The sequence below is a fragment of the Propioniciclava coleopterorum genome (assembly GCF_011393335.1).
Classification (GTDB): Bacteria; Actinomycetota; Actinomycetes; order Propionibacteriales; family Propionibacteriaceae; genus Propioniciclava; species Propioniciclava coleopterorum.
Map to the genome: position 1 here is coordinate 2717859 of NZ_CP049865.1, position 14515 is coordinate 2732373.

The window sequence follows — 14515 nt, forward strand, 5'->3', positions numbered from 1 at the left end:
ATGTCGCTTGAAATTTCCGGCCTGCACGTCGATGTCGAGACCGAGGACGGCCCCAAGGAGATCCTCAAGGGCGTCGACCTGACCATCAACCCCGGTGAGGTCCACGCCATCATGGGCCCCAACGGCTCGGGCAAGTCCACGCTGGCCTACAGCCTCGCCGGCCACCCGAAGTACCACATCACCTCGGGCACCGTGACGCTGGACGGCACCCCGCTCAACGAGCTCACCGTCGACGAGCGCGCCCGCGCCGGCCTGTTCCTGGCCATGCAGTACCCGGTCGAGGTGCCCGGCGTCTCCACCGCGAACTTCCTGCGCACCGCCAAGACGGCGCTGGACGGCGAGGCCCCCAAGGTCCGCACCTGGGTCAAGGAGGTCAACGCAGCCATGCAGGAGCTCGGCCTGGACGACTCCTTCACCTCGCGCTCGCTGAACGAGGGCTTCTCCGGCGGCGAGAAGAAGCGCGCCGAGATCGTGCAGTTGCAGCTCCTGCAGCCGAAGTACGCGATCCTGGACGAGACCGACTCCGGTCTGGACATCGACGCCCTGCGCGTCGTGGCCGACGGCGTCAACCGCTACACCGCCCAGGGCGACCGCGGCGTGCTGCTCATCACGCACTACACGCGCATCCTCAACTACATCAAGCCCGACTTCGTGCACGTGTACGTCGACGGCCGCGTGGTGACCGAGGGTGGCCCCGAGCTGGCCCAGAAGCTGGAGGAGACCGGCTACGACTCCTACATCGCCGCGGCCCGGGCGAATGCCTGATCGAGCCGCTGCGCAGGCGCTGCCCGCCCGCGTCCGGTCCGATTTCCCCATCCTGGACCGGACGGTGGGCGGCGCGCCGCTGGCCTACCTCGACTCGGCGAACACGTCGCAGAAGCCCCGCGTCGTCATCGACGCGCTGGCGGAGCACTACGCCGAGCACAACGCCAACGTCGCCCGCGCCATGCACACGCTCGGCGCGGAGGCGTCGGCCGGCTTCGAGGGCGGCCGGTCGAAGGTCGCCACGTTCGTGGGCGCGACGCGCCCCGAGGAGATCGTCTTCACCAAGAACGCGTCCGAGGCACTGAACCTCGCCGCGCACACCCTCGGTGAGCACGTGCGCCTGGGCCCGGGCGACGAGGTCGTCATCTCGGTGCTGGAGCACCACTCCAACATCGTCCCCTGGCAGCTGCTGTGCCGCCGCACCGGCGCCACGCTGCGCTGGTTCGACATCACCGACGAGGGGCGCCTCGACCTGGCAGGGGCGGACGCCGCGGGCCTCATCAACGAGCGCACCAAGATCGTGTCGGTGGCGTGGGTGTCCAACGTGCTCGGCACGGTCACCCCGGTCGCCGACATCGTGGCGCGCGCGCACGCCGTCGGGGCGATCGCCGTCCTGGACGCCTCGCAGGCCGTCCCGCAGTTCGCGGTCGACCTGCCCGCCACCGGCGCCGACCTGGTCGCGTTCACCGGCCACAAGATGGTCGGGCCGACCGGCATCGGCGTGCTGTGGGGCCGCTACGACCTGCTCGCCGACCTGCCGCCGTTCCTCGGCGGCGGCGAGATGATCGAGGTCGTCACCATGGAAGGCTCCACGTTCGCGCCGCCGCCGGCCCGCTTCGAGGCCGGGACGCCGCCGATCGCGGAGGCCGTCGCGCTCGGCGCCGCCGCCGACTACCTCACCGGGGTCGGCATGGACGCCGTCGCGCAGCACGAGCACGCCATCACCGCCTACGCGCTCGAGCGGCTGCAGGCCGTCGAGGGGCTGCGGATCCTCGGGCCCACCGAGCCGGTCGACCGCGGGGGAGCGATCTCGTTCACGCTCACCAGCGAGGACGGCTTCGACATCCACCCGCACGACACCATGCAGATGCTCGACGCCCGGGGGGTCGCCGTGCGCGGCGGCCATCACTGCGCGCGGCCGCTGCACAAGCGCCTCGGCGTCCAGTCGTCGACCCGCGCGTCGTTCTACCTGTACACGACGCCGCAGGAGATCGACCAGCTGGGCGAGGCGCTCGACTACACCCGCGACTTCTTCGGGAGGCACCGATGAGCGTCGAGCAGATGTACCAGGAGATCATCCTCGACCACTACAAGGAGAAGCACCACGCCGGGCTCCGCGAGCCCTTCGAGGCGCAGGTGCATCACGTCAACCCGTCGTGCGGCGACGAGATCGACCTGCGCGTCCACCTGGACGGCGACCGGGTCGCCGACGTCAGCTACGACGCGGAGGGCTGCTCCATCTCGCAGGCGTCCACCTCGGTGATGGCCGACCTGGTGATCGGGCGTACCGTGGAGGAGGCGCTGGCCATCGAGGCGGCGTTCCACGAGATGATGCACAGCCAGGGCAGGGCCGAGCCCGACGAGGACGTCCTGGAGGACGGGATCGCCTTCCTCGGCGTCTCCCAGTTCCCGGCGCGCGTGAAGTGCGCGCTGCTGGGCTGGTCGGCCTGGAAGGACGCCGCCGCGCAGGCGCTGGCGTCGAACGAACAGCAGGAGGAAGCATGACCGAGACCCCCCGCCCCTCGGACCTGGTGAAGGACACCTTCCCGGACGCCGCGGCCGCCCCGGGCGCCGACGTCGCGTCCATCGAAGACCTCGAGGAGGCCATGCGCGACGTGGTCGACCCCGAGCTGATGGTCAACGTCGTCGACCTGGGCCTGGTCTACGGCATCACGGTCGACGAGGACAACAACGCCACGATCGACATGACGCTGACGTCGCCGACCTGCCCGCTGACCGACCGCCTGGAGTACGACACCCAGGTGGCGCTGTCGCCGCTGGTCAACTCGGCGACGATCAACTGGGTCTGGCTGCCGCCGTGGACCCTGGACAACATCACCGACGACGGCCGCGAGCAGCTGCGCGCCATCGGCTACAACCTGTAGCGCCGTCACACGAACGCCCGCCCGGGACGCCCGGGCGGGCGTTCGTGCGTCCGGTGCGCCGCGGTGCGGGTGGCCGAGGGCGCCGGGGGCTCGACGCCGACGCGTCCCCCGGACGGCGTGCGCGGTGGGGCGGCCGGGCTAGGAGGTCGCGGAGTCGCGAGGCGTCGGGGAGCCGGGCGAGCCGTCCGCGTCGGCGGCCGGGTCGGTGGCCGCCGGGGCCGGGCCGGGGACGGCGTCCGGGGCGGCGGGCCGCGACGCGGGCGTGCCGTGGTGGTGGTCCTCGTCGGACGCCGGGACGCGCGGGTCGGCCATCGCGGGGTCGTTGGAGATGAACGCGTTCAGCCAGCGCATCTGCGGGTCGTGGTCGACGAGGATCGCCTTGGCCAGCAGCGTCATCGGCAGCGCCAGCAGGGCGCCGAGCGCGCCGATCACCGAGCTCCACAGCAGCAGCGACAGGAACGACACCAGCGCGGTGACGCCGACGGCGTCCCCGTTGAACTTGGGCTGGATGATCGACTGGATCACGAAGTTGACCACCGAGTAGATGATCACGACCAGCAGCGCTGTCAGCGGGTCGTTGGCCAGCAGCGCCATGATGGCGGGCGGCACGAGGCCGATGACGAAGCCGACGTTGGGGATGTAGTTGGTCAGGAACGCGAGGATGCCCCACACCAGCGCGAGCGGCACGTTGAGGAACTCCAGCGCGATCACGTCGATGATCGCGACGATGAGGCCGAAGATCGTCGACACCACCCAGTACCGGCGCACGCCTGCGATGAAGTCGGCGATCGAGTGCCAGATGCGCGGCTGGTAGCGCTTCAGCGCGTCGTTGCGGCCGCCGAACGTGTCGGTGTCGAACGCCATCATGAAGATCATCACGATGATGACGGTGAGCATCGTCACGATGTTGGTGACGCTGCCCAGGGCGCTGGTCAGGATGCCGGTGAAGCTCGCCGGGTTGAGCGTCTTGAGCTGGTCCAGCACCTGCTGCTCGGAGATCCCGAACTGACTCAGCCACGACACCGTCTGGTGGTACAGCGTCCAGAACTGCCGCTGGTACTGCGGGAGTTCCTGCACCAGCGCGGTGATCGACCACACCAGCGCGAAGAAGAACGCGGACAGGATCGCGAACACGACGATCGCCAGGATGATCTGGGCCAGCAACTTCGGGACGCCCTTGCGGATCAGGAGCGTCTGGATCGGGTACGCGGCGATGAACAGGTTCAGCGTCAGCATCAGGGGGCCGATGATGTCGGCGTACTGGTGCATCCCGAACAGCACCACGAGCGCGCAGGTGAGCGTCAGCAGGATCGTGGTGACCGCGGGAATGACGACGCGCCTACTGCGCGGGGGCGTCGCGGCTGTGTCGCTGGGCTGTGCCATGGAGGAGAGCCTAGGCGGTGCGAACGACGTGTCGCGCACCGCCCACGCTTCCCTAGACTCGGGTCGACCACCCGATCATCCGGAGGAATGATGCGCGACTACACCGCGGACGCACGCGAGCTCCACACCGAGATCACGGAGCTGCGCCACCGGCTGCACTCCCATCCCGAGACGGGCAACGACGTGCCCTGGACGCAGTCGGTCGTCCTGGACGCCCTGGCGGGCCTGGACCTCGAGGTCACGAAGGGCACCGGCTCCACGTCCGTGACGGCGGTGCTGCGCGGCGGGGCCGCGCCGGACGGCGAGCGTCCCATCGTGCTGCTGCGCGCCGACATGGACGGCCTGCCCGTGCAGGAGGAGACCGGCTGGGAGCACGCGTCGCAGCGCGCCGGCTTCATGCACGGCTGCGGCCACGACGTCCACACCTCCTCGCTGGTGGGGGCCGCGCGGCTGCTGCACGCCCGCCGCGACGAGCTTCCCGGCGACGTCGTGTTCATGTTCCAGCCCGGCGAGGAGCTCCTCACCGGCGCGCCGATCATGATCGCCGAGGGCGTCCTGGACGCCGCGGGCCGGCGCGCCGACCGGGCGTTCGGCATGCACGTGTTCAGCTCGATCTTCCCCGCGGGCACCTGGTCGACCCGTCCCGGGCCGATCATGGCGGCCAGCGACTCGCTCACCGTCGACCTGGTCGGCAAGGGTGGCCACGGCTCGGCCCCGCACCTGGCCAACGACCCCGTGCCGGTGATGGCGGAGGTGATCTCGGCGATCCAGACGGTGATCGCGAAGAAGTTCGCCGCCACGGACCCCGTCATCATCAACGTCGGCGTCGCGTCAGCGGGGGAGGCCCGCAACGTCATCCCCGAGCGCTGCCACCTCGACATGTCCATCCGGACGTTCTCCGACGGCGCCCGCGACCGCATCGAGCAGGTGCTGCCCGCCCTGGTGGAGGGGATCGCGTCCGCCCACGGCGTCCGGGCGGAGATGGTGTACGCCCGCGGCGTCGGCCCCACGGTCTGCGACCCCGAGCAGGCCGCGTTCGCCGAGCGGGTGATCCGCGGCGTGGTCGGCGACCGCTACTTCGAGCTGGAGTCGCCGCTGGGCGGCTCGGAGGACTTCTCCGAGGTGCTCAACCTGGTGCCGGGGGCGTTCATCGCGTACTCGGGCGTCCCGGCGGGCACCGACCTGGCCGACACCACCTACAACCACTCGGCGACCGCGTTCTTCGACGACGCGGTCCTGCCCGAGGCGATGGCGGTGTACGCGACGCTGGCGCACGAGGCGCTGGACGAGCTCGCCGCGTCCTGAGCCGGGCCGGGCGGCCGGCGGCGATCGATCCTCGCCGGACGGCCGCCGCCGGATCACCCCGGTTCGGGTTGGGGACGGCGGGACGGTAGAGTGGATCCTCGTGATTGTTGCGCGCGATGTGTCCGTGGCCGTCGGCGCCCGCACCCTCCTGGAGCCCACCAGCTTCCAGATCGCCACCGGTGACCGCATCGGCCTCGTGGGCCGCAACGGCGCCGGCAAGACGACCCTGACCAAGATCCTGGCCGGCGAGGGACAGCCGGCGTCCGGACTGGTCACCAACTCGGGCCTGGTCGGCTACCTGCCGCAGGACCCGCGCACCGGCGACCCCGACCAGCTCGCCCGCGACCGCATCCTGTCGGCGCGCGGCCTGGACGGCATCCTGAAGCGGCTCGCGACGACGTCGCACGCCATCGCGGACGCCGTCACCGACGAGGCCCGCGACGACGCCATGCGCCGCTACGCCCGCGCCGAGGCCGAGCTGACCGCTGCGGGCGGCTACGGCGCCGAGTCCGAGGCGGCGCGGATCGCCGCCAACCTGGGGCTGCCCGACCGCGTCCTCACCCAGCCGATCCGCACCCTGTCGGGCGGCCAGCGCCGCCGCGTCGAGCTGGCCCGCATCCTGTTCTCGGGCGCCGACACGCTGCTGCTGGACGAGCCCACCAACCACCTCGACGCCGACTCGGTCGTGTGGCTGCGCGGCTTCCTGGCCGGCTACCCGGGCGGCATCCTCGTCATCAGCCACGACACCGGCCTGCTGGACGCCGTGGTCACGAAGGTCTACCACCTGGACGCCAACCGCGCCGAGATGGACCAGTACAACCTCGACTGGAAGAAGTACCTGGTCCAGCGCGAGACCGACGAGAAGCGCCGCCGCCGCGAGCGCGCCAACGCCGAGAAGAAGGCGTCCCGGCTGCTGGAGCAGGCCGCGAAGATGGGCGCCAAGGCGACCAAGGCCGTGGCCGCGCAGAACATGGCCCGGCGCGCCGAGAAGCTGCTCGCCGCCACCGAGGGGGAGCGCGCCCAGGACCGGGTCGCGAAGATCCGGTTCCCCGAGCCCGCCTCGTGCGGCCGGGTGCCGCTGACCGCCGAGAGCCTGTCGAAGAGCTACGGCAGCCTCGAGGTGTTCACCGGCGTCGACCTGGCGATCGACCGCGGCGCCAACGTGGTCGTGCTGGGGCTCAACGGCGCCGGCAAGACGACGCTGCTGCGCATCCTGGCCGGCCTGGAGGAGCCCGACACCGGCGAGGTCGTCCCGGGCCACGGCCTCAAGCTGGGCTACTACGCCCAGGAGCACGAGACGATCGACGTGGGCCGCAGCGTCCTGGACAACATGGTCTCGGCGTCGCCGAACCTCGACGACACCCAGGTGCGCAAGATTCTCGGCTCGTTCCTGTTCACCGGCGACGACGTCGACAAGCCCGCCCGCGTGCTCTCGGGCGGCGAGAAGACCCGGCTCGCGCTGGCGATGCTCGTCGTGAGCTCCGCCAACGTCCTGCTGCTCGACGAGCCCACCAACAACCTCGACCCCGCCTCGCGCGCCGAGGTGCTGGATGCCATCCGCACCTACGCCGGCGCCGTCGTCCTCGTCACCCACGACGAGGGCGCCGTCGAGGCGCTGCAGCCCGACCGCGTCCTGCTCCTGCCCGACGGCGACGAGGACCTGTGGAGCCCGGAGTACACCGAGCTGATCTCCCTGGCCTGACCCCCGGACGCCCGTCGGACGGGGGCGCGCCTCGCACACGACGCGAAGGTAAGGGGGCGTGCTGCGCGCACGACGCCGGGTCGCCCGGACGCCGCCGCGCGGATCTGCCGAATCGGTCCCGCCCCCGCGCCGGAGGTGATGGGATGAACGGCGGATCCCAGGCGACGATCCCGTCGCGTCCCGTTTCTCCCGGAGGTACCGACCCGTGCCCACGACCACCCATCGCCGCGTCTCGCGGTGGGCCGCCATCCTGATCTTCGTGACCGTCACGCTCGGCGGCGTCGTGTGCGCGACCGACTCCAGTTCGGCGTGCCCCGCGTGGCCGGTCTGCTACGCCGACCAGGTCGGCCCGGCGCTGCAGGCGGGGTGGCTGGAGAACCCGATCATCGAGTTCGTGCACCGGGCGATCAGCTTCGCCGGGCTGGTGCTGCTGGGCGTCTCGGGCCGGCTCGGACGCCGCAGCGCGGACGCGCGGGTGCGCGTCCTGCCCTGGGTGGCGCTCGGCTGCGCCGTCGGGTCGGCGGTGTTCGGGATGATGATCATCCTGTTCACGCTGCCGTTCGCCCTGGGGCTGCTGGACCTGGGCTTCGCTCTGGTCGCGATGGTGCTCGCGATCGTCACCGACCGCGCGCTCCGCGCCGAGCGCCGCGCCTCCTCCGAGCCGTTCCTGGCCCGGCTCGCCGCAGGCACGCTGGTCCTGCTCGGCGCCATGCACCTGCTGGGCAGCGTGGTCGCGGGCACGACCGCGGGCGGCGTCCAGTCCTACACCCGCTGCCTGAGCTGGCCGCTGTGGCAGATCCACGACATCGACCGGCTGCCCGCGCTGCAGGTGCTGCGGATCGGGATGGCGCTGTCGGCCATCGTCCTCATCGCCGCCGTGACCGCGCTCGCCGCGCGGCGGCCCGCCGTCCGGGTGCCCGCGTTCGTGGCGGCGGGCTGCCTGGCCGTGGAGCTCGCGCTGGGCGCGCTCATCACCACCGCCGGCCTGGCGCCGACCCAGACCAACGGCATCGACGCCACCATCGCGGTGCTCTACTCCGTCGCCGCGGTCGCGATCATGGGCGCCCTGGCCTGGGTGCTGGGGGCGGCGCTCCCCGCGGCCGACGACGGCGCCGACGACCACGCACTCGCACGGCTGGTCGCGCAGGCGGGCTGACCGCGCGGTCGGTCCGGCAACGGTGCGGTCACGATCGGTCGTCGGCGGGTCACCGTTGCGCATCGCCCCCTCCCGCGGGGCGGCCGCCGCGCCCTACCGTGGCACCATGGCTCGCTTCCGTGGTCGTGCTGCCGCCCTGCTCGCCCTGGCCGCCCTCGTCGCGGGGGTGCTGGTCGGTGCCGCTCCGGCGCACGCGTGCGCGTGCGGGGGCTACGTGGGGCCGCCCGGGGCGTCGGTGGCGGTGCAGTCCGAGTCGGCCGCCCTCGCCCTGGTCGACGGGCGCGAGACGATCGTGCTGTCGATGGGGGCCGTCACCGAGGCCGACGACGTCGCGCTGCTGATCCCGACCCCGGCGCCCGCCGAGGTCGCCCGCGGCGGCGCCGGCGTCTTCGTCGAGTTGGCCGGGGTCACCGCCCCGACGCCGCGCGTCGAGTACGACTGGTGGGGCACCGGCGGCGACGGGACGTCCGCGGGCGCCGCCCCGCAGGCCACCGGCGCGCCCGTCACCGTGCTGACGCAGGTGCAGTTGGGCGAACTCGAGGTCACCACCCTGGCGGCGTCCGACGCGGACGCGCTCGCGGGCTGGCTGGCGGCGCACGGGTACGTCATGCGGGACGGGCTGGCGGCCGCGGTGCGGCCCTACGTCGCCGAGGGCTGGTCGTACGCGGCGGTCCGGCTGCGGCCGGAGGCGGCGGCCACCGTTTCGGGCGAGATGCAGCCCCTGGTGCTCACGTTCGACGCCGACGAGCTGGTCTACCCGATGCGGCTCTCGGCGGCGGCGTCCACCGCCCAGCACGTCCGCACCTACGTGTTCGGCGCGCACCGCGTGGACCGCACCGACGCCCAGGCCCACACCGCGGTGCTGCACTTCGCCGCTCCGGTCGCCCCGTCCGACTTCGCCGACCCGCAGCTCGCCCGGTTCGCCGAGGCCGGCTTCCTGACCGCGCACGACCAGACGTTCCGCGACCCGGTCGCCCAGATCACCGCCGACTTCGCGTTCGCCAACGCCGACCAGGACGCCGTGTTCCGGCCGGAGTACCGGGTCACGCAGGCGGTGACGCTGCTCGGCCTGCCCGCGGGTCCGGTTCTGGTCGCGCTCGGCGTCCTCGCGGCCGCCGGTGCCGCGATGGCCGTCGCGGCGCGGCGCCGGAACCAGGCGGAGGCCGGGGACATCCCCGGCGTCCGGGACGCGGGGCGCCAGTAACCTGGGGACGTGCCCGAAGCCTTCATCGCCGCCCTGTGCATCATCCTGGCCATCGTCGGGATCTGCGGGGTCGTCGTCCCCGTCCTTCCCGGCTCCATCACCGTCGCGGTTTCGCTGCTCGTCTGGGCGATCTGGGGCGGCTCGTCGTGGGGCTGGGTCGCCTTCGGCGTCGGGATCGTGCTGCTGGCGGTGGGGTTCGCCTCCCAGTACGTGCTGACCGGCCGACGGCTCAAGGAGCGCTCGATCCCCAGCCGCTCGGTCGTCATCGGCCTCGTCTGCGGCGTCATCGGCCTGTTCGTCATCCCGTTCCTGGGGCTGCCGCTGGGCTTCGCCCTGGGGCTGTGGCTCGCCGAATACGCCCGGGTGCGGGACCCGAAGGAGGCGACCTCGACGAGCTGGGCCGCCCTGAAGTCGGTCGGCCTGGGCATGGCGGTCGAACTCGGCTGCGCCCTGACGGCCGGCGGCGTGCTGCTCGCCAGCATCCTCACCACCGTCTTCTGAGCGGCGCCGCCCCCGTGTGACGAACCGCCCGCGCCGACGCGCGGGCCCACCCCGCTCCGGGCTGCGCATCACCCCATTCCGCGTGGGCGCATCGCGGCGTTGCGGGCCGCTCCGGGACGCCGTTCTAGTCGCCCCGACAGCAACCAGGAACGAGGTTGTTGCATTCGGCGCGGGGGCCGAACACCCCCGCTACGTTGTGTAGTAGATCCCCGGAATGAACCGGGTGAACCCATTCACAACGGACGAGGCTGAACCGATGAGTGACCATTTGGCAACGCTGCGTGAGAAGAGACAGAAGGCTCTGGAGGGTGGTGGCGCCAAGCGCATCGACGCGCAGCATGCGAAGGGCAAGCTGACCGCCCGCGAGCGGCTGTCCATCCTGCTCGACGAGGCGTCCTTCCAGGAGTTGGGCGCCCTGGCGACCCACCACAACACCGACTTCGGGATGGACGAGCACCGCTACCCCGGCGACGGCATCATCACCGGGTTCGGCAAGATCCAGGGCCGCCGCGTCGCGGTGTTCGCCCAGGACTTCACGGTGCTCGGCGGCTCCTTCTCCGAGGTGCAGTCCAACAAGATCTCCCGCATCCAGGACCTGGCGATCCAGGCGGGCATCCCGCTGATCGGCCTCAACGACTCCGGCGGCGCGCGCGTCCAGGAGGGCGTCCGCTCGCTGGCCGCGTACGGCGAGGTGTTCGTCCGCAACGTGCGGGCCTCGGGCGTGATCCCGCAGATCTCGCTCATCCTCGGCCCGTGCGCCGGCGGCGCGGTCTACAGCCCGGCGCTGACCGACGTGACGATCATGGTCAACGACACCTCGAACATGTTCCTGACCGGCCCCGACATCATCAAGACGGTCACCGGCGAGGACGTCTCGGCCGAGGAACTGGGCGGTGCGCTGGTGCACAACGCGACGTCCGGCGTGGCGCAGGTGATGGCCGCCAGCGAGCAGGAGGCGCTGTCGCTGACCAAGTCGCTGCTGAGCTACCTGCCGCAGAACAACACCGAGGACCCGCCGCAGCTCGAGCCCTACGACCCGGCCGACCGGATGGACGAGTCGCTGAACACGATCGTCCCCGACGACGACCGGCTGGCCTACGACATGCGCGACGTGCTCGACATGGTGTTCGACCACGACTCGGTCTTCGAGCTCCACAAGGAGTGGGCGCAGAACGCGCTGGTCGGGTTCGCCCGTCTCGACGGCAACAGCGTGGGCTTCATCGCGAACCAGCCGCTGGTGATGTCGGGCTGCCTCGACATCAACGCCTCGGACAAGATCGCCCGGCACATCACGCTGTGCGACCAGTACAACATCCCGCTCATCACGTTCGTGGACTGCCCGGGCTACCTGCCCGGCGTCGAGCAGGAGTACAACGGCGTGATCCGGCACGGCGCGAAGATCATCTACGCGTACTGCCAGGCCACGGTCCCGCAGATCTCCCTGGTGACGCGCAAGGCGATGGGCGGCTCGTACGTCGCCATGAGCTCCAAGCAGATGAACAACGACGTCGCCTTCGCCTGGCCCAGCGCGCAGATCGCGGTCATGGGCGCCGAGGGGGCGGCCCGGCTGCTGAACCGGCGCGCCATCGAGGCCGCCGAGGACCCCGCCGCCGAGGAGGCCCGGTTCATCGCCGAGTACAAGGAGAAGTTCTTCAACCCCTACCAGGCCGCCGACGTGGGCCAGATCGACGAGGTCATCGAGCCCCGCGAGACCCGCGCCCGCCTGATCCGTGCTCTGGAGGTGCTGCGCACCAAGGTGACGCAGACCATCCCCAAGAAGCACGGCCTCTTCCCGGTGTAGGGGCGAGCACCGTGACGATGGACGACCTCCTGTGGGGGTTGATGATGATGGTGGTCGGCATGGGCGTCGTGTTCGCCCTGCTGCTGCTGCTGACGCTGGTCCTGACGCTGATCGGACGCCTCGACCGCACCCCGGTGGTCGAGGAGCCCGAGCCGGTGCCGCTCGAGGCCGTCGCGGCGCTCGCCGAGCTGGATGAGGCGCCCGCGGCGCCCGCGGTCCGGATCATCGCCGACGGCCTGGACGAGGACCAGGTGGCCGCGATCACCGTCGCCGTCATCACCCACGCCGAGACGAGGCGCCGCAAGGCCGCCCCTGAAACCCGCGCCCACGCGCCGGGCAGCCAGCTCTTCGCGAGCCGGTGGCTGTCGGTCGGCCGAGGGCTCCAGAACAACCCCTTCACCCGGAGGTAAAGGCGATGCGCCGCTACACCATCACCGTCAACGACACCACCAAGGTGGTCGACGTCGAGGCGCTGGGGGCCGACACGTTCCGCGTCCAGTTGGACGGACGCCTCGTGGACGTCCGCCTCGAGGACCACCGCGACCTGGCCTGGGAGGCGCCGATCACGCCGGCGATCCAGTCCCGCCGCGCGTCCGCCACCCACGGCGTCGTCGCGCCGTCGCCGGACCCGGCCGCCGCGGCCCCGTCCGCGCCGGCGCCCGCCGCCTCCGCGGGGGCACCCGCCCCAGCCGCGCCGCGGGCCGCCGCCCCGGCGTCCGGTGGGGGAGGCCGCGACAAGATGACCGCCCCCATGCCGGGCGTCATCCTCACCATCGACCAGGGCGTCGGCGCCCAGGTCAAGCGGGGCGACACCGTCATGGTCCTGGAGGCCATGAAGATGAAGAACGAGCTCAAGGCCCCCAAGGACGGGGTGATCGCCGAGATCTACGTCGCCGAGGGCGCGCAGGTGAAGTTCGGCGAGACGCTGGTGAGGTTCGAGGCCTGACATGAGTCCCGAAACCCTCCACTACCTGCTGCAGGGGGTCCAGAACGTCACCTGGCAGAGCCTGGTGATGATCGCGGTGGGCCTGCTGCTGATCTGGCTCGCGGTCAAGAAGGAGTACGAACCCCTTCTGCTGCTGCCGATCGGCGCGGGCGCCGTCCTGGCGAACCTGCCTCTGTCCCCGATGGTCGGCGAGCACGGCGCGCTGACCGTCCTCTACAACATGGGCGTCGGGAACGAGCTGTTCCCGCTGCTCATCTTCGTCGGCATCGGCGCCATGACCGACTTCGGGCCGCTGCTGGAGAACCCGAAGATGGTGCTGCTGGGCGGCGCCGGCCAGTTCGGCATCTTCCTGACGCTGCTGCTGGCGCTGTTCCTGGGGTTCAACCACAACCAGGCGGCGTCCATCGGCATCATCGGCGCCATCGACGGGCCGACGTCGATCTACGTGTCGAACAAGCTCGCACCCGAGCTCGTCGCCCCCATCACCGTGGCGGCCTACTCCTACATGAGCCTGGTGCCGATCATCATGCCCCCGATCATGCGGGCGCTGACGACGGCCAAGGAGCGGGCGATCAAGATGCCCTACACCAGCCGCGAGATCAGCCAGCGCACCCGCATCCTGTTCCCGATCATCGTCACCATCGTGGTGGGCACCCTGGTGCCGTTCGCGACGCCGCTGATCGGCATGCTGATGCTGGGCAACCTGATGCGCGAGTCGAAGGTCGTCGAGCGCCTGACCGGGGCGGCGTCCAACGAACTGGCCAACATCGTCACCCTGTTCCTGGGCCTGGCGATCGGCTCGACGATGGTGGGCGCGAGCTTCATCAACGTCTCGACCATGCTGATCCTGGTGCTCGGCCTCGTGGCGTTCTGCCTCGACACCGTGATGGGCGTGCTGTTCGGCAAGCTGATGAACCTGTTCTCGGGCGGCAAGTTCAACCCGCTCATCGGCGCGGCCGGCATCTCGGCCTTCCCGATGGCGGCCCGCGTCGTGCAGCGCGAGGCGCAGCGGGAGAACTTCGACAACTTCATCCTGATGCACGCGATGGGCGCGAACGCGGCCGGTCAGGTGGCCTCGGTGGTCGCCGGCGGCGTCCTGCTGGCCCTGATGGGCGCCGCCTGACGCTCGCACGCGCGACGGCCCGTCCCCTCCGTGGGGGCGGGCCGTCGTCGCGCGTGCTGCCGGACGCCGCGGTGCCGCGGGGCTGGGACGCGGCGGTGGCTGCGGCGGGACGCCGTGGCTCGTGGGGGCCGGGTGTGATTGGCTGACGCCATGAGCGACGGCGTCCGCAACGTGACCCAGGCCCTGGCGGGCGTGCAGCAGCCCTGGCAGCCGCACCGGCTGGTCAGCGTCAACGACTACGACGTGAAAGTGGTCAAGCTGCACGGCGAGTTCGTGTGGCACAGCCACCCCGACACCGACGAGCTCTTCCACGTGATCCGCGGCGAGCTGACGATCCAGCTCCGCGACGGCGACGTGCTGCTCGGCCCCGGCGACGTGTACGTGGTGCCGCGGGGCGTCGAGCACTGCCCGCGCGCGGACGCCGAGGTCGAGGCCCTGCTGATCGAGCCGCAGGGGACCCTCAACACCGGGGACGCCGGCGGCGAGCGGACCTCCCCGCTCCGCGAACTGGACTGAGCGCCCGG

Annotated in this window: 15 protein-coding genes; 14 read left to right on the forward strand and 1 reads right to left on the reverse strand. The window is 71.5% G+C overall.

Annotation, left to right across the window (positions count from 1 at the left end; translation table 11 throughout):
- The 4 genes from sufC to G7070_RS12950 are packed head-to-tail and all read left to right on the forward strand — an operon-like array spanning position 1 to position 2870.
- Entirely contained in the window at positions 1–765 is a 765-nt protein-coding gene (sufC, locus tag G7070_RS12935; RefSeq protein ID WP_166234074.1) for a Fe-S cluster assembly ATPase SufC, read from the forward strand.
- The gene (locus tag G7070_RS12940; protein ID WP_166234075.1) at positions 758–2035 is read left to right on the forward strand and encodes a SufS family cysteine desulfurase; all 1278 of its coding nucleotides are present in this window, start codon (positions 758–760) and stop codon (positions 2033–2035) included. Before sufC ends, G7070_RS12940 begins: the two co-directional genes overlap by 8 nt.
- Positions 2032–2490, forward strand: a complete 459-nt coding sequence (sufU, locus tag G7070_RS12945) for a Fe-S cluster assembly sulfur transfer protein SufU (RefSeq protein WP_166234076.1) — start codon at positions 2032–2034, stop codon at positions 2488–2490. Before G7070_RS12940 ends, sufU begins: the two co-directional genes overlap by 4 nt.
- On the forward strand, positions 2487–2870 hold the full coding sequence (locus G7070_RS12950; protein WP_166234077.1) for a metal-sulfur cluster assembly factor: 384 nt from the start codon (positions 2487–2489) through the stop codon (positions 2868–2870). The genes sufU and G7070_RS12950 overlap by 4 nt, the downstream gene beginning before the upstream one ends.
- 138 nt (positions 2871–3008) lie before the next feature.
- On the opposite strand, the gene G7070_RS12955 is transcribed toward G7070_RS12950, so the two are convergent.
- On the reverse strand, positions 3009–4253 hold the full coding sequence (locus G7070_RS12955) for an AI-2E family transporter (RefSeq protein WP_166234078.1): 1245 nt from the start codon (positions 4251–4253) through the stop codon (positions 3009–3011).
- An 87-nt stretch (positions 4254–4340) separates the two neighbouring features.
- Between G7070_RS12955 and G7070_RS12960 the strand changes: the two genes are divergently transcribed.
- The 10 genes from G7070_RS12960 (at position 4341) to G7070_RS13005 (ending at position 14507) form a co-directional block, all read left to right on the forward strand.
- The gene (locus G7070_RS12960; RefSeq protein ID WP_246227102.1) at positions 4341–5558 is read left to right on the forward strand and encodes a M20 metallopeptidase family protein; all 1218 of its coding nucleotides are present in this window, start codon (positions 4341–4343) and stop codon (positions 5556–5558) included.
- A gap of 100 nt (positions 5559–5658) precedes the next feature.
- Positions 5659–7260 carry an ABC-F family ATP-binding cassette domain-containing protein gene (locus G7070_RS12965; RefSeq protein WP_166234079.1) on the forward strand — a complete coding sequence of 534 codons (1602 nt, stop codon included), beginning with the start codon at positions 5659–5661 and terminating at the stop codon, positions 7258–7260.
- A 205-nt stretch (positions 7261–7465) separates the two neighbouring features.
- A complete protein-coding gene (locus tag G7070_RS12970) occupies positions 7466–8416 on the forward strand; it encodes a COX15/CtaA family protein (protein ID WP_166234080.1) in 951 nt (316 codons plus the stop codon).
- Between the two features lie 106 nt (positions 8417–8522).
- Positions 8523–9620 carry a DUF2330 domain-containing protein gene (locus tag G7070_RS12975; protein WP_166234081.1) on the forward strand — a complete coding sequence of 366 codons (1098 nt, stop codon included), beginning with the start codon at positions 8523–8525 and terminating at the stop codon, positions 9618–9620.
- A 9-nt stretch (positions 9621–9629) separates the two neighbouring features.
- Complete coding sequence (locus G7070_RS12980) at positions 9630–10121, forward strand: DUF456 domain-containing protein (RefSeq protein WP_166234082.1); 492 nt, start codon at positions 9630–9632, stop codon at positions 10119–10121.
- A 256-nt stretch (positions 10122–10377) separates the two neighbouring features.
- Positions 10378–11922, forward strand: coding sequence for an acyl-CoA carboxylase subunit beta (locus tag G7070_RS12985; RefSeq protein WP_166234083.1), 1545 nt, complete (start codon positions 10378–10380; stop codon positions 11920–11922).
- A gap of 17 nt (positions 11923–11939) precedes the next feature.
- Positions 11940–12332 (forward strand): OadG family transporter subunit, encoded by a 393-nt coding sequence (locus G7070_RS12990; protein WP_246227997.1) that lies wholly within the window; start codon positions 11940–11942, stop codon positions 12330–12332.
- A 5-nt stretch (positions 12333–12337) separates the two neighbouring features.
- Complete coding sequence (locus tag G7070_RS12995; protein WP_166234085.1) at positions 12338–12868, forward strand: acyl-CoA carboxylase biotin carboxyl carrier protein subunit; 531 nt, start codon at positions 12338–12340, stop codon at positions 12866–12868.
- A gap of 1 nt (position 12869) precedes the next feature.
- Complete coding sequence (locus G7070_RS13000) at positions 12870–13991, forward strand: sodium ion-translocating decarboxylase subunit beta (protein WP_166234086.1); 1122 nt, start codon at positions 12870–12872, stop codon at positions 13989–13991.
- A gap of 150 nt (positions 13992–14141) precedes the next feature.
- A complete protein-coding gene (locus tag G7070_RS13005; RefSeq protein ID WP_166234087.1) occupies positions 14142–14507 on the forward strand; it encodes a cupin domain-containing protein in 366 nt (121 codons plus the stop codon).
- The last annotated feature ends 8 nt before the right edge of the window (positions 14508–14515 follow it).